At 42.5% G+C, this 20184-nt stretch carries 20 protein-coding genes, 1 tRNA gene and 1 pseudogene; 15 read left to right on the top strand and 7 right to left on the bottom strand.

Annotated elements, in window-relative coordinates; genetic code table 11:
* Nucleotides 1-154 precede the first annotated feature (154 nt).
* From DESMER_RS15645 to DESMER_RS15635, 3 genes are all read left to right on the top strand, one after another.
* The gene (locus DESMER_RS15645; protein ID WP_014904037.1) at nucleotides 155-727 is read left to right on the top strand and encodes a MarR family winged helix-turn-helix transcriptional regulator; all 573 of its coding nucleotides are present in this window, start codon (nucleotides 155-157) and stop codon (nucleotides 725-727) included.
* 112 nt (nucleotides 728-839) lie between these two features.
* Complete coding sequence (locus tag DESMER_RS15640; protein WP_014904036.1) at nucleotides 840-2213, top strand: MATE family efflux transporter; 1374 nt, start codon at nucleotides 840-842, stop codon at nucleotides 2211-2213.
* A gap of 48 nt (nucleotides 2214-2261) precedes the next feature.
* Nucleotides 2262-2564: a CorA family divalent cation transporter gene (locus DESMER_RS15635; RefSeq protein WP_014904035.1), complete on the top strand. Its 303-nt coding sequence runs from the start codon at nucleotides 2262-2264 to the stop codon at nucleotides 2562-2564.
* 179 nt (nucleotides 2565-2743) lie between these two features.
* Here DESMER_RS15635 and DESMER_RS15630 read toward each other — a convergent pair whose 3' ends face one another.
* Both DESMER_RS15630 and DESMER_RS15625 read right to left on the bottom strand, forming a co-directional pair.
* Entirely contained in the window at nucleotides 2744-3463 is a 720-nt protein-coding gene (locus tag DESMER_RS15630) for a DUF169 domain-containing protein (RefSeq protein ID WP_014904034.1), read from the bottom strand.
* A gap of 201 nt (nucleotides 3464-3664) precedes the next feature.
* Nucleotides 3665-4090 carry a MarR family winged helix-turn-helix transcriptional regulator gene (locus DESMER_RS15625; protein ID WP_014904033.1) on the bottom strand — a complete coding sequence of 142 codons (426 nt, stop codon included), beginning with the start codon at nucleotides 4088-4090 and terminating at the stop codon, nucleotides 3665-3667.
* A gap of 332 nt (nucleotides 4091-4422) precedes the next feature.
* Between DESMER_RS15625 and DESMER_RS15620 the strand changes: the two genes are divergently transcribed.
* The 3 genes from DESMER_RS15620 (at nucleotide 4423) to DESMER_RS15610 (ending at nucleotide 8175) form a co-directional block, all read left to right on the top strand.
* Complete coding sequence (locus DESMER_RS15620; RefSeq protein WP_014904032.1) at nucleotides 4423-6075, top strand: FAD-dependent oxidoreductase; 1653 nt, start codon at nucleotides 4423-4425, stop codon at nucleotides 6073-6075.
* A 261-nt stretch (nucleotides 6076-6336) separates the two neighbouring features.
* Nucleotides 6337-7260 (top strand): DMT family transporter, encoded by a 924-nt coding sequence (locus DESMER_RS15615; protein ID WP_014904031.1) that lies wholly within the window; start codon nucleotides 6337-6339, stop codon nucleotides 7258-7260.
* A gap of 315 nt (nucleotides 7261-7575) precedes the next feature.
* Nucleotides 7576-8175, top strand: a complete 600-nt coding sequence (locus DESMER_RS15610; protein WP_014904030.1) for a hypothetical protein — start codon at nucleotides 7576-7578, stop codon at nucleotides 8173-8175.
* Between the two features lie 138 nt (nucleotides 8176-8313).
* Here the strand turns inward: DESMER_RS15610 and DESMER_RS15605 are convergent, their stop codons facing one another.
* Complete coding sequence (locus DESMER_RS15605; protein WP_014904029.1) at nucleotides 8314-9420, bottom strand: aminotransferase class V-fold PLP-dependent enzyme; 1107 nt, start codon at nucleotides 9418-9420, stop codon at nucleotides 8314-8316.
* 78 nt (nucleotides 9421-9498) lie between these two features.
* On the opposite strand from DESMER_RS15605, the gene selD reads away from it, so the two are divergent.
* The 4 genes from selD (at nucleotide 9499) to DESMER_RS15585 (ending at nucleotide 11533) form a co-directional block, all read left to right on the top strand.
* A complete protein-coding gene (selD, locus tag DESMER_RS15600) occupies nucleotides 9499-10521 on the top strand; it encodes a selenide, water dikinase SelD (protein WP_014904028.1) in 1023 nt (340 codons plus the stop codon).
* A 12-nt stretch (nucleotides 10522-10533) separates the two neighbouring features.
* Nucleotides 10534-11127 carry a sulfurtransferase-like selenium metabolism protein YedF gene (gene yedF, locus DESMER_RS15595; RefSeq protein ID WP_014904027.1) on the top strand — a complete coding sequence of 198 codons (594 nt, stop codon included), beginning with the start codon at nucleotides 10534-10536 and terminating at the stop codon, nucleotides 11125-11127.
* Nucleotides 11128-11138: 11 nt separating this feature from the next.
* Nucleotides 11139-11390, top strand: coding sequence for a putative Se/S carrier protein (locus DESMER_RS15590; RefSeq protein WP_014904026.1), 252 nt, complete (start codon nucleotides 11139-11141; stop codon nucleotides 11388-11390).
* 67 nt (nucleotides 11391-11457) lie between these two features.
* Nucleotides 11458-11533 (top strand) — tRNA-Lys (locus DESMER_RS15585).
* A 65-nt stretch (nucleotides 11534-11598) separates the two neighbouring features.
* On the opposite strand, the gene DESMER_RS15580 is transcribed toward DESMER_RS15585, so the two are convergent.
* Nucleotides 11599-11850 (bottom strand): putative Se/S carrier protein, encoded by a 252-nt coding sequence (locus tag DESMER_RS15580; RefSeq protein WP_014904025.1) that lies wholly within the window; start codon nucleotides 11848-11850, stop codon nucleotides 11599-11601.
* 166 nt (nucleotides 11851-12016) lie between these two features.
* Between DESMER_RS15580 and DESMER_RS23125 the strand changes: the two are divergent.
* Nucleotides 12017-12392 (top strand): annotated as a pseudogene (locus DESMER_RS23125) (molybdopterin dinucleotide binding domain-containing protein); the annotation flags it as partial.
* Here DESMER_RS23125 and DESMER_RS15575 read toward each other — a convergent pair.
* On the bottom strand, nucleotides 12375-13520 hold the full coding sequence (locus DESMER_RS15575; RefSeq protein WP_014904024.1) for an aminotransferase class V-fold PLP-dependent enzyme: 1146 nt from the start codon (nucleotides 13518-13520) through the stop codon (nucleotides 12375-12377). The pseudogene DESMER_RS23125 and the gene DESMER_RS15575 sit on opposite strands and share 18 nt — an antisense overlap.
* A gap of 71 nt (nucleotides 13521-13591) precedes the next feature.
* Nucleotides 13592-13780, bottom strand: a complete 189-nt coding sequence (locus DESMER_RS15570) for a putative Se/S carrier-like protein (protein ID WP_282433081.1) — start codon at nucleotides 13778-13780, stop codon at nucleotides 13592-13594.
* Between the two features lie 226 nt (nucleotides 13781-14006).
* Between DESMER_RS15570 and DESMER_RS15565 the strand changes: the two genes are divergently transcribed.
* The 3 genes from DESMER_RS15565 (at nucleotide 14007) to DESMER_RS15555 (ending at nucleotide 15518) form a co-directional block, all read left to right on the top strand.
* A complete protein-coding gene (locus DESMER_RS15565; RefSeq protein ID WP_014904023.1) occupies nucleotides 14007-14588 on the top strand; it encodes a Uma2 family endonuclease in 582 nt (193 codons plus the stop codon).
* Between the two features lie 227 nt (nucleotides 14589-14815).
* Nucleotides 14816-15004: an AraC family transcriptional regulator gene (locus DESMER_RS23635; RefSeq protein ID WP_014904022.1), complete on the top strand. Its 189-nt coding sequence runs from the start codon at nucleotides 14816-14818 to the stop codon at nucleotides 15002-15004.
* A gap of 49 nt (nucleotides 15005-15053) precedes the next feature.
* Nucleotides 15054-15518 (top strand): GyrI-like domain-containing protein, encoded by a 465-nt coding sequence (locus DESMER_RS15555; protein ID WP_014904021.1) that lies wholly within the window; start codon nucleotides 15054-15056, stop codon nucleotides 15516-15518.
* 192 nt (nucleotides 15519-15710) lie between these two features.
* Here the strand turns inward: DESMER_RS15555 and DESMER_RS15550 are convergent, their stop codons facing one another.
* The gene (locus tag DESMER_RS15550; protein ID WP_014904020.1) at nucleotides 15711-16958 is read right to left on the bottom strand and encodes a hypothetical protein; all 1248 of its coding nucleotides are present in this window, start codon (nucleotides 16956-16958) and stop codon (nucleotides 15711-15713) included.
* A gap of 532 nt (nucleotides 16959-17490) precedes the next feature.
* Here DESMER_RS15550 and DESMER_RS15545 point away from each other — a divergent pair.
* A complete protein-coding gene (locus tag DESMER_RS15545; RefSeq protein WP_014904019.1) occupies nucleotides 17491-19941 on the top strand; it encodes a DsrE/DsrF/DrsH-like family protein in 2451 nt (816 codons plus the stop codon).
* Nucleotides 19942-20184: the final 243 nt, after the last annotated feature.

Genomic DNA, 20184 nt, shown 5'->3' with positions numbered 1-20184 from the left:
TTCGGGTAAGTTTACCTGGAGTGTTCTTTTTTTGTTTTTTACTTTATTATAAGGTACCTGTAAAAAAAGATTGACAAAAAGGTAAGGTACCTGTAATATTTAATCATAAGGTACCTTACAAGAACAAAACATCAATCGAAGGAGAGGATATAACATGGGAGAAAAAAACTTTGACTTAATCATGCAACTTACCCGGGTTGAATGGCTGCTTCACAGGTACCATCAACAAAACCACATGAATTTTGGACCTATGGGAGATCCCCGCAGAGGGCAAGGCAGGGTGTTAGGGATTCTTAAGATGAAGCCGGAAATTAGCCAAAAAGACTTATCCTACCTGCTGGACATGAGACCCCAATCCTTAGGAGAACTTCTTTCTAAGTTGGAGAAAAGCGGGTATATTACTCGTGAACAATCGGAAACCGACCGCCGGGTTATGAATATTAAGCTTACAAAAGAGGGAATTGAAGCAACTGAATCAACTGAACAGGAATTCAGTTTTGATAAGTTGTTTGATTGCCTGAGTGAAGACGAACAAAAGACTATGAGCGGCTTTCTTGACCGTATTATCAAAACACTCGAAACTCAACTTGGGGATGAAGGACCAGAATTTAATTTTGACCCTCGCTTTCATGGGGGAAATCCATTTGACCGCCGGTTTCAATTTGGCCCTCGGCCTGGAATGGGGCATGGACGACGACCTGGCCCATACCCAGATAAACCTGAATAAAAAATGATTTGTAGTACAGCAGCGATCTAAAGGCACTGCGGCAACCTCTTGTAACAGTGCCTTATTTTTTTGCGCCAATTTTAAGGGTTTACTAGGTAAAGGAGTGTTGAATATGGTGGAAAGTATTGAAAAAATAGATGATCAAGCATCTCTATACTATCTGAAAGAGGCCCCAGTTTCCAAAGCTATTATGCACATGGTTATTCCTATGATGCTGAGTTTTATTGTTACTATCATCTACAATATTACGGATGCCTTTTTTATTGGAAAACTTGACAACACAGCGATGATGGCGTCAGTTACTCTGGCCTTGGCCTTTTCCTGCATATTAATGGCCCTAGGCCACTTGTTCGGAGTGGGGGCAGGAACTTATGTGTCAAGACTTTTAGGCGAAGGCAATTCAGAAAGGGCCAAAAGAGTTTGTTCCATAAACTTTTGGTCATCAATCCTCACAGGGATCATCTTTATGGCGTTGTGTCTGCCTTTGCTGTCTCCGATCTTGCAGCTTTTGGGAGCACAGGGGGACACATTGCTCTACACAAGAAATTATATTCTGGTGTTTGTGATTGGCGCTCCGATTGTTATTGCCAATCTTTCTCTGGAAGAAACTGTCCGGGCTGAGGGGGCATCTACAGCCTCTATGATTGGTTTGACAGCTGGTATCGTCGTTAATATAATACTTGACCCCATTTTTATCTTTCTTCTAGACCTGGATATCATGGGGGCAGCACTTGCTTCTGTGCTTGGTAATATGGTCTCTGTAGCATGGTTTATCTATTATCTGCAGCGAAAAAGTACAGTTCAGAGTGTAGCAATTAAGAATTTTAAACCAAGTAAAGAGATTTATAAGAATATTATTAAAGTTGGAATTTCAGCCTTTTTGCTGGATGGTTTTATGGTGATTACCACCTTGTTATTTAATAATTATTCCATGCTCTATGGTAATAGTGTTGTTGCCGGGTTAGGTATCTCCCAAAGAGTTATTCAAATTATTGACTTTGTGGGAATGGGTTTTTCCATGGGCGCCGTACCCCTGATTGCCTACTCCTATTCAGCTAAGAATCGGGAGCGGTTACGGCTAATTATCAAAACTACAGCCTTATACATGGTGGGTATTACTTTAGGGTTGTCATTAATTCTCTTCGCCCTCAGGTCCCAAGTTATAGGCATCTTTAGCATTGACCCTGAGGTTATTGCAATCGGCCAAACAATCCTGGTTGCCCAGCTTTGCTCGACCATATTTGCCGGGCTATCTGCACTTTTTACAGGTATATTTCAAGCCTTTGGCACAGGTGTACAATCCACGGTTATGTCCTCTCTAAGGGGTGTTATATTTATTCCTATTTTGATTTGCGGAAATTTGATATTTGCTGTCAATGGCGTTATTTGGGCTAATACAATTTCGGAAGGACTTACCTGTTTAGTAGGGCTTATCCTGTTTCTGGGAATCTCAAAAAAAATTAATCGAAGTACTCATGAAGTATAGTCACCCAATTAGGAATTTGAACTAGTTATCTAGATTGGAGGGACGAGAATGCTAGCAGCGTATAGAACAATTGATAATATCATCATTAACACAAATAAACCCGAAGAAAAGGGCTCTTGGATAAATCTGACCAATCCGACTGAAGATGAAATTGCCCTTGTGACCAATGCAACTGGAATGGAATTTGATCGTTTCCTAAAAGGTGCTTTAGACGATGAAGAGCGACCCCGAATTGAAACTGAGAATGAGCAAATTTTAGTGATCATCAATGTCCCAATAATGCAAAATGCCACAGTAATCTACGAAACGATTCCTCTCGGGATTATCTTAATGGAAAATAGTTTTGTGTAAGTTTAAGCATTAATCTATCTAATAAAGTCTATCAAAGCAAAAGAGTGACCAACTTGCGAGTAGTCACTCTTTTGCTTTATAAATTTGATGAGGTTAAATTTGTTATTACATTAGAAGGGAAAGAACTCTAAAGTTATTTAAACCAAGATTATTGTTACAAAAGGCCTTTAGGAAAAAGCCTACTCAATCCGAGCTGCAATTGGCAACCAGGTTTCTTTGGTCAGAAAGCTCTCATCCACTTGCGCTTCTAACTCTAAAAACCGTTTATAGGGGATACTAAATGAAAGGATGTCCTTGTCGATAAATTTACGTGCAGAGGGATCAGTTAGCCCTACAATGCACTTGGGATTATCATTCTCTACTTGCTCTAGAGCATAGAGTACGGACTGATGACAGCCGGCACCAAAATCTATTTTGACATTGTCTTGAGTCGATTTATCATAATTAGCGAACTGTACCAGTCCAGATAATTGGTCGGCATTCACTAGAAAGATAACGATTTCCGGTGTTTCGTCCTCAGCCAACTCTAGTAAAGGTTTAAAGACAATATAAGTTTTTGGGGTAACTTCCGGTAATCCGGTAGCAAATTTTGCTGCAAGCTCAGGACTTTTCTTATAGAATTCTCCTTCTCTATTACCGACACCGCCGGTTGACAAGAAATATTCAATAAAGCCTAATTGAAAGCGGTTGAAACCAAGGCCAACTTTGCCCCCTACACATGAGGCTGTTTTCTCGTCAAAAACAGCGACACGGCCTTTGGCGGCAGCACTTAACATAGAAATCACACAGCCCCATTTTCCTTCCTTAAACTGTAAGGCCCCTTCAGGTTTGAGATCTGTACGAAATACTGCAACGGGTTGGGTTTTAAGTTTTATGGAACCGGCAATCTTGCTTTTCATACGTACACCTCTTATTCTTCTTATTCTTTTTCTTTTTCTTAATAATTCAGAATAGCATTGGAGTTTTCCTTGATTATAAAAGGAACTAGCTGTGATTAATTAGGCGTAATTATTTCATATTAGTTGCCTCCTTATCGTTTCATTTCACCCTAATCTGCCCTGCACTATAGTTGTCAGAACAACTATAACCGTAAAATAATATTAGCTGATATTATCGTAGATTTGATTTAACAGTTTGATCATTTCTGCGACTTTTTGTTGTTCGATTCCTTTTGTGGCTTCATCTAATAATTCAACAGCCTTAGGAACTAATTCCTCTTTTAATGCCCAACCACGATTAGTTAGAAAAACTTGATAAGATCTTCTATCTACTGGATGGGGCTTACGGACAATTAATTCTTTGGTTTCTAATTTTTCAAGAATGCGATTAGTATTTGGTTTATCTTTAAAGATCATATCAGCCAACTCTTTAGGGGTAAGACCTTCTCGTGTCCATAAACAGTTAAGTACAGACCATTGTTCCGGTGTTACATTATATTCATAGAATCGTTGAAATAACTTATTTTTAAGCTTTGTATTTGTCTTACTTAGGATAAATCCCAATGAATCCTCTAATTTAAACTCCATTAAATTATCACCTCAGTTGTCTTAACAACTATATTATAAATGCGTTGTATTATTCAGTCAATATCAAGATATAATCCGATTTTGAGTTATAATATATTAGAAAGAAGATTCATTGATTTGCTGGCGCAATTAGACAATACTTATCCAATCAAGAACCGAAGTGGTTGATTAAGGTTTATGGAACTAAGATAGATGAATCATATCATAGTCTCCCAAAGGAGTAATTAACTTATAAAAGAGAAGATAACATGATTGTGAATGGTAATTAATCATGTTATTATTTTCATAAACTTGGTTTTGCTGAGATAATCTATGCTAAAGGAGATGTTGTAATGAGTAAAAAGGTACTCATTGTTGGTGGAGTTGCAGGCGGAGCCAGTGCTGCAGCACGCTTGCGCCGGTTGGATGAAGAGGCGGAAATCATTATCTTTGAGCGGGGAGAACATATATCATATGCTAACTGCGGCTTACCCTATTATGTCAGTGGAGTTATTAATGAGCGGGAGGCTCTCTTGGTTTCGAAGCCTGAAGCGATGAGAAACCGCTTCCGTATTGATGTGAGAATCTTTAGTGAGGTTACCCGTATTTTTCCTGAGGAAAAGGCCATCGAAGTTCAAGAACAGAGTGGCAAGGTCTATCGAGAATCTTATGATCAATTGATCCTTTCTCCCGGGGCAGCTCCGCTCCGTCCGCCGATTCCCGGGATCAATGACATCGAGGCTCTTGTTGTACGTAATGTTACAGATATTGATCAGATTAAACGATTTATCGATGAGCAGAATCCTAAAACGGCAGCAGTCGTAGGCGGGGGCTTTATTGGTTTGGAAATGGCTGAAAATCTTCATGCCAGAGGAGTAGATACAACGATCATAGAAATGAGCGATCAGGTCATGGCTCCGCTGGATTTTGAAATGGCTGCAATCCTGCATGAGCACATTTTTAATAAAGGAATCAATCTCATTTTGGAAGATGGGGTGAAATCCTTTGCTAAAAAGGATAATGGGACTGTTATTACACTCCAAAGCGGTGGGGAAGTACAAGTTGATTTGACAATCATGGCGATCGGGGTAAAACCGGAAATTAAATTAGCCAAGGAAGCCGGGCTAACTATCGGAGAGTTAGGCGGCATTAAAGTTAATGAGCGACTCCAGACCTCAGACCCTAATATTTACGCTGTTGGGGATGTCATTGAAGTAAAACACTTAGTCACAGGACAAGCTGCTCTCTTACCCCTTGCCGGTCCTGCTAATAAACAAGGCCGCATTGTTGCCGACGTTATCGCAGGTCGGGATAGCCGGTATAAGGGTACCCAAGGGACTGCCATCGCCAAGGTCTTTGATTTAGTGGCAGCGTCGACTGGGGCAAATGAAAAAATGCTTAAGAAATTAGGAATTCCTCATGAGGTGTTGTTTACGCACTCCAATTCCCACGCCGGGTATTATCCGGGAGCAACAAGATTATCCATGAAACTTATCTTTGATAAAAGCAATGGCCGAGTCCTGGGTGCCCAAGCTGTGGGAGCTCAGGGTGTCGATAAACGGATCGATGATATCGCCGGGGTAATCCGTAACCAAGGTACTATCTATGATTTACAGGACCTGGAACTGGCCTACGCCCCGCCCTTTTCATCAGCTAAAGATCCGGTGAACATGGCTGGCTATGTGGCGGAAAACATCATTAATGGTGATGTTAAAATGATCCATTGGCAGGAACTTAGTAAACTTAATGCAAAAGATATATGTATTATTGATGTACGGGATGAAGAGGAACGAAAAGCTAAGTTTATCCGTGGCTCGTTGCATATACCTGTCAACGACCTGCGCAGCAAATTATCGGAACTTCCCAAAGATAAGGAAATCGTAGTTTACTGTGAGATTGGGCTCAGAGGCTACGTTGCTTATCGAATCTTGACTCAGCACGGATTTACTCAAGTTAGGAATTTGTGCGGAGGTTGGGTCACTTATTACCCAGCTGTTTTCGGATAAGTTTTCACGAATTATCATGAAAAATTCTACCCATTAGGGGATAGATGATATATTGAGAGCGACCTGTTGTTACCGTGAATTATCGCAAAAAGCCCCGGCATTCCTGAATCAGTGCCGGGTTTTTTTGCGTCTTACTTTTTTCTATGATTCAGTTCTTCATGAGAAGAGTGTTCACTTCTTTAGGGGAATCAACTTACTAAAGCTTTCCAGACTAAGAAGTGCTATTATATTAGTAGTATTTCAGGAATGGAGATTATTACAATGCCAACAGGAAAGAAGCTAATTTATCCGATATTATTGTCAGTTGTCTTATTATGGGGCCTAAATGTTGTAATGATTAAGTTTTTAACTCAGCAAATGTCCCCGATCTTGGTAGCTGCAGTACGAATGCCCCTGGCGGGAATTATATTGCTGTTTTTTGTTTTTAAGAAATATGGGCTGTACAATCCAAGTAAAAAACAATGGGGATTGCTTTTTTGTATAGGACTAATCTCTGTTTGCCTGCATCAATTGCTTTTGGGGTACGGAGTTTCTGTGACATCATCCACCAATGCTTCACTTATCCTGGCCTTAAATCCTCTGACTACAGCGCTTCTGGCTTCCATATTTGTTCAGGAGAAATTCACCAGGAATTTAGGGCTTGGCATACTACTTGGGTTTGCGGGAGTTGTGTTGGTTGTGTTTTCAAAATCCCCGGAGGGTACTATCCAATTTTCCTTAATCGGAGATGTTGCGATGGTATTAGCCATGTTGACCTATGTCATTGGGGGTTTGCTCATTAAAAAGCTGTTGGAAAACCCGATTCCAACCTTAGTAGTGACTGCCTATTCTACCTTAATAGGGGGTCTATTGTTAAATTTGGGGACGCTGGTTTCCTTTGGGCCTGCGGTTTATGGACAGATTCACTTATCATCTACAGCAATACTTGTCTTATTAATATCAGCTTGGGGAGCTACAGCTCTAGGTACCTTAGGATGGAATGACGGTATAAAACAGTTGGGGGCCAACAGAACGGCTATGTTTTTAAATGGTATGCCTTTTGCGAGCATGTTCGGTGGATTCGTCTTTTTAAATGAGAAAATCGCCTGGATACATATCTTAGCACTTATCCTTACTACGTTAGGGATTGTGATTGGAAGTATTCCCAAAACGAAGGTCATTCTTTTGGAGTCCTGCAAACAATAGACTTGTTGTTAAATAAGAACAAGGGACAAAGGCGGACTTCGGGGATCTTTTTAGGGATCTAGAAGCTGCCTTTTACTTTATACTTGACATGACTCACTCAAGCACTTTCAGGGTAGGAGTTAAATGCAGAGTCAGAGGCCGGCCAGTAATGGCCAGGAATAAAGATACAAGTACGTACTTTTCTGTGCCTATATAAAGGAGGTAATTAATTTTAAGTCCCTTTTAAGATCTTGATTATTTAGTTGAAGGGATAGAGGAAGTTTAGCGAAGAACTAAAAACTAATTTGGCTAAGGGGAACTTGGAGGTAAAAACGAATGAAGCGGAAAATTCTTTTAGCAACAATCATAGTTATCCTACTTATAACCGGATGTGGGAAAACGGCTCCAGCTGATACCAACTCCCAACCTAGGGAGCAATCTGAGGCATCCCCCGCATTAGATACTAAAGCCCATCCACCGGAAGGGACTTTTCAGTTCAGTCCGCATAATCTTAAAGATATCGTGGGCTTTAGGCCCATTGAAAATCAATCCTTCATGGTGGATTTAAATTCCTGGGGAAAGGTTAAATTCGTCTCCGGAAAATTGACAGGAGGCAACCATATACCTGTAGTCTTTTACCTAACCGATAAAGATGGGGAGATCCTATATGATTTTCAGGCAAATCTTCCTTATATGGTAGACGTTAAAGCCGTTTCCTTTGAAGATGTCAGTAAAGACGGTCTAAAAGATATAATTATTATTGTAGATGATGCTTATCCCGGACAAGGGAATAATCCTCTAGCTACCGTCTATTTTCAAAAATCCGATGGGTCCTTTGCTAATGATCTGGTGTTAGATCAAAAGATAAACGATTCAAAGAACAATAGAGATGTAAAAACTGTAGAAAGCTACCTGTCTGGGCCCAGAGCTCAATGAGCGGCGGAAGGCAAAAAAACCTGAAAGAAGGCATTCCCCTATCAAGTAGCTTGATATTTGAACAAGTCAAGATATATAATTGAATAATAATAAGTAATAATAATACAAAGATAATCATGAATTGTTTAATGTATTTCGCTATCGACTGGCAGCCAAAGCGCAAACAGCGTCGGCAACGAACAGTGTCTCTTCTCGAGTGTTGAAATGAGAGAATGAAAAGCGGACGGAGCCGGATAGTTTGAGTCCATCATGCATTAAAGGTGCACAATGTGCCCCTGCGCGTACTGCGATGCCATACTTCTCAAAAAGCAGAGTTGCGACTTGAGCGGAATCATATCCTTGGATATTGAGGGAGACTATGGGTGTACGAAGTGGCGCGGCTAAATCTCCATAGAGGGTAACCCCGGGGATATCCGCTAGGGAATGGGCAAACAGGCGCGCCCAGGTATCTGCTTGGTTGTGGATTGTCGATAGTCCGGTGGACTGGATATATTGCACGCCGGCCAGTAGTCCTGCGATACCGTGGGCATTTTGCGTCCCGGCTTCCAGGGCATCGGGCAATTCCCCGGGATGTTTGGAGTCGAAGGAATGATGGCCGCTTCCTCCGACATACAGAGATTCGGGCCTGTAATTGGGCCCTAAACAGAGTCCGCCGGTGCCTTGGGGCCCGAAGAGTGATTTATGCCCTGTAAAGCAGAGGGCGGATATGTTTTTCATCTCAATAGGCAAAAGTCCGGCGCTTTGTGAGGCGTCAACAATGAAATCCAGGCCGCGTTCAGCACATAATTCACCGACAGATTGGATATCGAAGACGTTGCCGGTAACATTGGAAGCATGGGTAAGTACTACTGCCCCGGTATCCGGACGGATGGCCGAAGAGATTGCTTCTGTGGAAACGCATCCTAAGCTGTCACAAGGGACAATGGTATAATTACCCCGTTTGTAGATAGGCCGCAGTACCGAATTGTGCTCAGCGGCGGTTGTCACAATATGCCCCCGGATTCCGGAAATGGCGATGTTTAAGGCAACGGTGGCGTTAGGAGCGAATACCACACGCATAGGATCATCAACCCCAAAGAGGGAAGCCAAGGCAATTCGTGCTTCCATCAACATGCGAAGAGCGTCCAGGGCCGGTGCATGTGCTCCCCGAGAAGCGTTGCCAAAGGTATCCATAGCCCGCACAACAGCTTCCTTGACGCAAGGAGGTTTCTGAAGAGTTGTTGCGGCATTGTCCAGATAAATCATTTTTTTCTCCTATCTCTAATAAAAGGTATTTTTATATTTTAGTATAAGTTAAACCTCTGTGTAAAGGAAGGGATTCTCATGATGAGTTTATTGTCAAACTGTACCTCAGGAGGCTGCGGAGCCAAGATTGGTCCGGGCGAACTATCCAAGGTGTTGTCCGGTATGCCGGTTTTTGGTAACCCTAACCTGTTGGTAGGCTTTGATGCCTCGGATGATGCTGCTGTTTATCAAATTAATCAGGACACTGCCATTGTTTCCACAGTGGATTTCTTTTCACCCATGGTGGACGATGGTCGCTCCTTTGGCCGAATCGCGGCAGCTAATGCCTTAAGCGATGTATATTCCATGGGAGGTACACCACTTTTTGCTCTCAATCTCGTTTGTTATCCCGAGAGAATGGAGCTGGACGCCTTGGGAGAAATATTATTGGGCGGGGCTGAAAAAATCCAAGAGGCGGGAGCGGTACTTTGCGGGGGCCATTCCATCTATGACAAAGAGCCCAAATATGGGCTGGCAGTCACCGGACGTATCGACCCGAAACAAATCTGGCGCAATAATACTCCGGTTCCGGGGGATCAACTGATCCTTACCAAACCCCTGGGGATTGGCATTGTCATGGCTGCCCTGCGGGGAGAAATGGCCGATGATCAAGCCGTTCAGTCGGCGATTTCCTCCATGCAGAGGCTCAATAAATATGCGGCGGAGAAGATGCACAGTTTTCCCATTAATGCCTGCACAGATATCACCGGTTTCGGACTGTTGGCCCATGCCAGAGAAATGGCTGGGGATGCTACATCCTTGGTCATATATAGCTCGGAATTGCCTTATATCCCTCAGGCTTATACCTATGCCGGAGATTTCTTGATAACTGCAGCTGGCCAGCGCAATCGCAACCATATGCAAGGCTTTGTGGGTCTCGGCGATACCCCCTTTGCCTTGCAGGAATTGATGTTCGATCCCCAGACCTCGGGAGGGCTGTTTCTCAGCGCCCCGAAATCCTGTGCTCAAGAGCTGTTAAGTGCCATTCAGGAAGTGGAACCCCAGGCTAGAATCGTAGGTGAAGTGCTCCAACCGCAAAATTCACTGATTTTAGTACGCTAAGGAGGAATATTTATGAATAACATTGATTGTCTTGGGCTGGTCTGCCCTATCCCGGTCATAAAAGCTAAAAAAGCCCTGGAGGGCTTGGGGGACGCAGGCGGCGTGGTAGCTGTTTTAGTCGATAACGACATCGCCCGCCAAAATCTGCAAAAGATGGCCACAGAACTGGGTTATCAAAGCGAATATGAGCAGAGAGAAGACGGTAATATCCAGGTTACCATCGTAGCAGGAGAAGGCTGCGCTGTGGAAAGCTGCCCGACAGAAGGAGATTCGGGCCTGGTTGTAGCCATTGGCCGGAATACCATGGGGGAAGGAAGTCAGGAGCTGGGCCAAATACTGATTAAAGGTTTTGTTTTTGCCCTCAGAGAGCTGACGCCGCCGCCCACCCATGTTTTGTTTTTTAATTCGGGAGTACGCCTTACAAGTAGTGACTCTAACTGTTTGGAAGACCTGCGTGCTTTGGAAGCAGCGGGGACGGTTATCCTGACCTGCGGAACCTGCACTAATTATTTCGAAATTACGGAGAAGCTGGGAGTCGGTGAGATCGCTAACATGTACGGTATTGTTACCGCAATGGCTGGGGCGAAGCGGCTTATCAATATTTAGGAGGATCCTTTGTGTCGTACATTCTTACATTTACCAGTACCCATGGGGCTATTTTAGCCGAAAAAACCCTCCTGCAGGCCGGTCATTCCGTAGGGGTGATGCCCTTGCCCTCCGGCATCAAAGCCGGCTGCGGCATCGCCCTTCGGGTAGCGGATTATATTGGGGCAAAGTCCCTGCTGCAGGAGAATAACATAGTTGTAGCGGCTGTCTATCAAGCAATGTTAAATTCACAGGAGACGGTGTACAGCGAGGTTAAGGGATAAGTGGCGGCCACAGGCCGGCCCTCTCAAGGCGGAAACACGGGTTCGAATCCCGTTGGGGCTACCAAAGGCGCCACTAGCTCAGCTGGTAGAGCATCCGACTCTTAATCGGCAGGTCCCTGGTTCGAATCCTGGGTGGCGCACCAGAGATTATTAAATCCCGCAAGTAATTGCGGGATTTTTCCATATTTTAAAGGTTCAAACCAGGCATTCACTGGTCTTTGGTGTACTTTAAAGTGTACTGATAGCCTTGGTGAAGGTAGAGTTCCTTAATATCCTTGCTGATTAACAGATTTACATCAAGATTAGTGAAAAACTCAATCCCTATGCCGCAGCTTATGCTCAGAATTCTGGGCAGGGGCTTAACTTCCGCTGGAATGTTATTGCTGCGCAAAAACCGGTGAAACCTTATTGCTCCGGAAGGGGTAAAAAATACTGCGAAATATTCTTTGCTTGCTTCCATTTTCTGAAAATCTCCTTTTAAGTTGTGCACTATGTAACTGTCAAACGGGAAAGTAACGTTGTCAGGAAGGGGTTATTACTCAATATAAATATGAAGATCCTTGTTAAATGGGAACCGGATCAGAGCCATGGACATTTTTTTCTGAATTGTTTGTCAAAAAGCCAATGAACTGCCGGACGAAGTATATCCCTTCGTATTAAACACCGGCCGCAAACTCTCTCATTACAACGTGTTTACCAAAAATTTAGAAGCTCTGGGCAGTTACTCTCCCGAAGAGCTTGCTGAGATTAATCCCACAGATGCTCAGCACCTGGGCGTTAAAGAAGGGAAACGTGTTAAGGTGGCCTTACGGCGGGGAGAACTGGAAACGAAAATCCGCATAACTGAGCGGGTTACCCCAGAGGATGATCTTCCATTATATGAAGACCCCGGCCAATGTCTTAACCAATGGAGCTGCGGATAAAGTATCCCAAACCTATGAGCATAAAGCTTGCGGAGTAAAAATCACTAAGCCTAATCTAAATCTAAAAGCGCTTTCTTAAGGAATGGATCACATAGTCCACATCTTGGAGGGAGTTAAAGTGGCCGAAACTAAAGCGGACGGTACCCTGAGGAAACGTTCCCAGGGTCCGGTGGGCTGCCGGAGCGCAATGGAGGCCGCAGCGGGTCATGATTCCAAAGTCCTTGAATAGTTCATAACTAACCTGGGCATTGTCATGGTTCAAAAAGTTAAGAGAAGCTATTCCGGTCCGCTCATGTTTGGGATCGGGACCAAGGAGCTGAATGCCCGGCAGGGTTTGCACATTTTCCATAAACCTCTGCACAAGGCTCAGCTCCTTTTCTCTTATGGCAGGAATCCCTTCCCTGATTAAGTATTTAAGTGAGGCATTGAGGCCGTAAATTCCCGGCAGGTTTAAAGTGCCCGCTTCGAAACGATCAGGCAGATAGCTGGGCTGGAAGACGCTGTCTGAGGCGCTGCCTGTTCCCCCTTCGATTAGGGGTTCAACCAGAGAGGCTAATTGATCGCTTAGGTAAAAGCCGCCGATTCCTTGAGGTCCCAAGAGACCTTTATGGCCTGTAAAGGCAAAAGCATCTGCCTGAAGGGCTAAAAAATCAATGCTTAAGAAGCCGGCTGTTTGAGCACTGTCAACGATGAAGAACAATTTATGCTCCCGGCACAGTTGGCCCACTTCCTCTAAAGGCATGATCGTACCGCTGACATTGGAGGCATGAGTTATAACAACCGCTTTGGTATTTGATTTGATTTGCAGTCTTAAATCGCCGGGGGAAAGTTCCCCTTGGTGATTGCAGTGGACCGCCGATACTTCAACCCCTTTTTCAGCCAGAGAAGCCAGGGGTCGCATCACTGCGTTATGTTCCATGGTAGAAACCAGCACGTGATTTCCCGGTTTCAGCAGCCCTTTAAGGATAACATTCAGACTTTCCGTAATGTTTTTCGTAAAAATAACGTTTTCCGGTTTCGGGAAGTTAAACAGGCGGCAAAGGAGCTCCCGGGTTTCATAAACGATGTTGGCAGTCTCAAAAGATGCCGAGTAAAGCCCACGGTTAATATTAACGCCGCTATTAGTGAGAAATCCGGCCACAGCTGCAGCCACCCCAGGAGCCTTAGGGAAAGAGGTGGCTGCATTATCTAAATATATTCCGTCCATAACATCATTCCTTTAGTAAGGGCTTCCTTATTTTCTGAAGCCCTTACTATTTATTATGTTTACGCCTTGGCCTAATAGACTAATTGGTACTGATTCCCTTTAATTGCATAAATTTTCTCGATTTTCTCAGAAATAATCCCGCCAAGATCTTGACTGAAGTCAAATTTGACGCCCATGCCGCAGCTGGAAGTCAGCTTGCGGGGTAAGGGGATCAATTCTCCCGGATAGTTAAACTTCTGAATGGTTTTGGCGAATTTGATCAGACAATCTGCCAGGCCAGCGTGTCGTGATTCGCTGTAGATCAGTTCTTCCCCTCTTGTGAAAATGCATGCATTTCATTTGCGTCTATATATAATGTGGTGATTTGTAAATGTTCTTCTTTAGGTACTGGTCAACTCTTTGTAGCTCCACAGATGATGTGTTATAATATGGCAATGCTTAATATTTCAGATAGTCGGATAGTTGATATTATGGGGGCGAGGTTTAATGTCAATATTTCCGCATAGTAGTGATAAGAAATATACCTATGCAGATTATCTTACCTGGACGGATGGAGAAAGATGGGAAATAATTGATGGCGTGCCCCATATGCAATCTGCTCCTACATGGCAGCATCAAGCCATATCCAGTGAACTTATGTTGCAATTTGGTGAATACTTACGGAATAAGCCCTGTAGAATTTTTGCTTCACCTTTCGATTTAAGGATACCTGAATTAAATGAAGAAGACGAAGAAACAACGTTTGTATGTCAGCCTGATCTTACTATCATTTGTGATAATGCTGGTTTAAAAGGTACTGGGTATTATGGTACTCCCACCCTGATTATTGAAATATCATCTCCCTCAACCGCAAGGATAGATAAGCTTTTTAAGTTTAATAAATTTGAAATGGCCGGGGTTAAAGAGTATTGGGTCATTGAACCAGATGGTAAGTTCGTGAGCGTATTTACCTTACAGAACAATAAGCGCTATGGACGGCCAGCTGTTTATTCAGATGAAGAAAAAATAACCGTGAGCGCCTTACCGGACTTGATAATTGATCTTAATCCGGTTTTTGCTGCTTTGTAAAATGGACTTGATATGCTAGATTTTAATGAAGAAAAAGTTGAAAGTCTGGCATAATCTTATACTAAAAGCCTAAAGTGATTCGCGCTTAAGTGGATCACTTTAGGCTTTAGTTGTTCATCTAAATCTTATTGGGCAAAAATTTGATAAATATTCTCTTCTTAAACTCAGCAATTCAGGTCAAGAAATACTTCTCCGGTTGATTTATGCTAGATACGGGAGGTGAGAAAATGAATCAGGTTGAAGCAATAAGGGCAGTGCAAAAAATGCAGGATTATATTGAGAATCACATATATGAAGAGATTACCCTTAAGCAGCTCTCAAATGCTGCAGGATATTCATCCTGGCACTCAGCGATTTTCAAAGAGACAACAGGGAGAACCCCATTTCACTTTCAGCGGATGTATCATATGCTTTAAAGCATTTTCAAAGCTTTCCTTTCATATTTCAATCAAAGGGGATCAGGATATGGATTACAAATTAATCGAAAAAGATTCGTTTAAAGTGATCGGCAAGACTAAAAGAATAACAACTCTGGATGGAGAAAATTTAAATTTGGTTCCGCTTTTTTGGAAGGAATGCCAGGCGGACGGATCCTATGAAAAAATTTGCTCCATGGCAGGCGGCATGGGGGTCTTTGGGATTTGTCTGGATTTTGAACCCAACTATGAAGCCTTTACCTATATGATTGCTGTGGAGGACAATGGGGAAACTCCGGCAGATTTTTCGTCTGTTGAGATACCTACTGCACGGTGGGCAGTGTTTGAGTCAGTTGGTCCCATGCCGGGTGCCATACAGAAGGTATGGGAACGGATTTATTCCGAATGGATTCCTGCAACGGGTTATCAGCAAGAGGAAGGACCACAATTGGAGTTTATCCACTGGGTGATATATCTGCTCCGGATTATAAGTGTGAGGTTTGGATTCCGATAAAAAAGTAAGGTAATGACACCGTAACGTGATTTCCTCACCGCGATTACGCAGTTTTACCATACCCTGTTATTGGTCTATTCAGCGCTAAAGATCTATTGAAGATTTATGTTACTGTGATATGGAAAACCACTGAAAAGTTTTTTCAGTGGTTTTTGTCCTGTCGCGCGGGCCCGCTCATCAGTAACTATAATTTTACTTGAAAGTGAAAATTATCGGAAAGAAAATGGTAACGATCAGCGCCCACAGTGAATAGATCGGCAAATATCGCGTAATGGCAGCTTCAATCATCTCCACTTTAACTTTACCCAGTATAAACCGGAAATAATTAACCGTAATCCTCAATAAGTGGACAAATACAATTAGATTCATACCCAAAACTGCCAACCGGTTTGGAGTTATGCCATATGAAGTTAATCTGAACAAGATAGCCGATAAGGCTACGCAGTCAATTACTATAGCAACTGTTAACAATGCGAAGATTATTCGGTCATTGAAAGTTATTTTTGAACCAGTTTCTCTTCCAGCGACGGAAAAAATCGTGATTGCTAAGACCAGGATCAGCATTAAGTTAAATATTAATAAGAATTCTCTATCAGTATAAGGATTCTTCTGGGTTACGATAATTGTAGCTAAATAGACACCTAAGGTTATTAAAACTAAAGGACTAAAAACCTTTGCTAAGTAAGGCGCAATATTTTTGGTTATGCCCCTGGCCCTCGCTAAATAAGTACCAACAAAGGGTGCAGCAGCAACTCCATAAATTGCAATGTTGTTCATATAAAAATCTTCTATTTTGACTTGAATTGCCGCAAATAAACCAATGGTCAAAGCTGTTAAAACGACACCACAAATAAGTAACAGACCGGCACTAATTAAAAGCTCACCGTTGTACTTCAGGTATTCCAATACTTTTCCTGGTTGCAGGCGATAGTCTCCCGTGAAGGAAAGGGCAACTAACGACCATAAGAAAAAGGGTAAATGCAAATTTGCCAAAATAATACTGTCTGTGAATTTTACAGGTAGAAAGTTTAGGTAAATCAATGCCACCAGGTAGAATAGGCTAATTGACAGAATAAGCTTTTTCGAAGGGCGGTTCTTTAAAAGAAAATAGACTGAAAGCAAAGGAAAAATCGAAAAAACAATATTTGCCGGATTAATTAATTCTTTTTCAATGGATGGTAACAAAAACCTGGCAATTGTTCCCGCCAGCAACGAAATCACAATTACTAGCAGAAGGTCTTTCCACCTAGTATCAGTTTCCATCTTTTCATTCCTTGGTATATCAAAATTTAGCCTTTCCTGCCAAACTTTCAGGATAGTTAGATTCTGATTTTCTCTAAATACCTCGGGAAAGGCTTTAATAAATTTCTCGGGCTCCTGCCGATAATACCTTTCCAATTCAGCTGGCTGTTCAAGATTTTCAGAAATGAAGTTTTCCATAATAACCTCCAATAAATCTAATTCTTAAAGTATTTGAGACCTTTAACAACAGTGGTGCTCGACTCATAAACAGCACCTCAGTTATCATGAGTTAAGTTTGAACTGAGTAAATTGTAATGTATTATTTATTGAATATCAATAAATAAATATTGGTATTTGCTGTTTTGTTATTGTAATACAATAATTTAATTTGGTGCTACGAGGACCAAAAACGTGGACTGAACGTAGGGAGGACATTTTTCTAGGGTGCCTATCAACTTACTTTCAAGTTGATAGAAAATGTATGGAATGAACATTGGATTATAGTATAAAGAATAAGTCTATGCGAAAACTATCTCATTTTAATGAGGTAGTTTTTTGTTGGTAAATACTTTGTTATTATTTTCCCATTGACCCCTATGGCCCCGGGGGGTATAATGTAATTACTGAAGCAGGTAAAGCTTGCTGTCGAAGCTCGAAATCGACTCGGAAATAAACTAAGCATTTACAAGTCAAACTATAAGTTACTAAGCTTTTATGGAGGGATATTTCTATGACAAAAAAAGTACTCATAGTTGGCGGTGTAGCTGGAGGAGCCTCCGCTGCTGCGCGTCTTAGAAGACTAGATGAACAGGCCCAGATCATCTTGTTTGAAAGAGATGACTATATTTCATTCGCCAACTGCGGTTTGCCCTATTACATCGGTGAAACTATTACGGAACGGGAGAAACTTCTTGTCCAAACTCCTGAGGCTATGAAAGCTAGGTTTAACATTGATGTGAGAATTAATAGTGAAGTTGTTGGCATTGACACAGAAAAGAAAATCGTGACAGTCAGAAGTAAGGATCAAGGGATTTACGAAGAATCCTATGATGCTCTAGTATTATCACCGGGAGCCAAAGCTCTTCGGCCCAATATTCCGGGGATAGACAGCTCGAAAATATTTACTTTGAGAAACATTCCAGACACAGATAAAGTTAAGGCCTATGTTGATCAAAAAGGTATAAGTAGCGCTCTAGTTATTGGCGGCGGTTTTGTCGGAGTTGAAATGGCTGAAAACCTGATCGAGAGAGGTTTGAAGGTCACTTTAGTCGAAGCCGCTCCTCACATTTTAGCTCCTTTTGATTCAGACATGGTGGTAATGGCTGAAAAGGAATTAGCTGAAAATGGCGTGGATCTTATCTTGGGTGACGGGGTTAAAGCTTTTAAAGAGGTTGGTAGTCAAATCGAAGTAACCTTGGGCAGCCAAAAAATGGTGACTGCTGATCTAGTCATTCTGGCCATCGGGGTTGCACCTGACACTGCTTTTTTGAAAGACTCGGGAATAGGGTTAGGCCCAAAAGGCCATATCATCGTTGATGAAAGAATGCAGACCAATGTAAAGGGTGTTTACGCAGTAGGAGATGCCATCGAGGTTGTCGACTTTATTACCGGAGAAAAGACGGCTATCCCTTTGGCCGGACCGGCCAACAAGCAAGGAAGAATTGCTGCGGATAATATTGAGGGTTTGAATTCCATTTATAAGGGCACTCAAGGAACCTCGATCCTTAAAGTTTTCAGCTTGACGGCGGCCAGCACGGGAGCCAATGAGCGAAGTCTGCAAAAAGCCAATCTGTCTTATCGAGTCGTCTACGTTCATCCCGTGGCTCATGCCTCCTATTACCCGGCTGCTTTACAGCTGACATTGAAACTGATTTTTAATGATGAAGGCCGAGTTTTGGGAGCACAGGGAATCGGTTATGATGGTGTTGACAAACGAATTGATGTTATTGCTGCTGTCATTCGCTTAAAAGGCACGGTAGACGACTTAGCCGAATTAGAATTAGCCTACGCACCGCCTTTCTCCTCGGCCAAAGACCCGGTAAATATGGCGGGATTTTCAGCGCAAAACCTACTGGCCGGCAGAACTCATGTTGTGGCTTGGAAGGATATGGAGTTGGCAGAACTTAAGGATTCAATTCTTCTGGATGTACGAACGGAAGAGGAATATAACAATGGACACTTACCCGGTTCCATCAACATTCCCTTGGACAGCTTAAGAGACAGGATGGACGAGTTAGACAGGAATAAACAGATAGTAGAGTACTGTCAAGTAGGCTTAAGGGGCTATATAGCAGACAGGATCTTAAGTCAAAATGGTTATAACGTCTTAAATATTACCGGGGGCTATAAAACTGTAGCGTTACAAGAATTCGATCCTCAAAAGATAAGCTCTGAGAGTCAACAATCCGATTCAGAACTAGTTGAAGTGGATACCCCTCATGGGCATTTTGATAAAAGCATTGATGCTTGCGGTCTTTGTTGTCCCGGGCCATTAATGCAGGTTAAGGCTGCTATGGATCCGTTGAAACAAGGTCAAATCCTCAAGATTTTGGCTTCTGATCCGGGCTTTTATGAGGATATTAAAGCTTGGAGTAAAAGAACCAATAATCAACTGATAGACGTAGCCAAGGCCGGAGGGGTTATTACAGCATTCATTAAAAAAGGTGCGCCAAGGGACTCAGTTCAGCAAGAACCGGCAGCTGCAACTTTAAAGGATAATAAGACAATAGTGGTTTTTAGCGGAGATTTGGATAAAGCTATAGCCTCCTTCATCATTGCCAATGGAGCTGCGTCCATGGGCAAGAAAGTCACGATGTTTTTCACCTTTTGGGGATTAAATATTTTGCGTAAACACGAAAAGGTCAGCACTCAAAAGGGCTTTATGGATAAGATGTTCAGCATGATGATGCCGAGGGGAAGTAAACGTCTTAAGTTGTCGAACATGAACATGCTAGGCATGGGCGGAAAAATGATCAGAAAAGTTATGAAGGACAAAAATGTTTCTTCCCTGGAAGATCTTATCAGTGCCGCAATGTGCAATGGAGTAGAGGTAGTAGCCTGCCAAATGTCCATGGATGTGATGGGTCTAAAACAAGAGGAACTGCTGGATGGCGTTAAAATTGGCGGAGTGGGTTATTATTTAGGAGAAGCAGAGGATTCAAACGTTAATTTATTTATTTAAACCCGCCAGAGCCTACCGATAATTATTGGTCAAAAGCTAAGCCCGGAGATTTTTGTCTCTGGGCTTATGTTAATTTAACCTAAAGCTGCCTTCATGTCTTCTCCGGCGGTAAGTATTCGTGTATACATTGTTATAATGGCAACAAGAACGAAAAAAATAAAGTATAATTAAAAACATTGAATTATTAAAAAGGTTTCACTTCTCAGAAACCCTTTGTATTAAGTACCTTTGGTAAAGCCGAGT

Source organism: Desulfosporosinus meridiei DSM 13257, assembly GCF_000231385.2.
GTDB classification, from domain to species: domain Bacteria; phylum Bacillota; class Desulfitobacteriia; order Desulfitobacteriales; family Desulfitobacteriaceae; genus Desulfosporosinus; species Desulfosporosinus meridiei.
The sequence above is the reverse complement of the archived record's forward strand: the minus strand, read 5'-3'. Positions and strand labels throughout refer to the sequence as shown.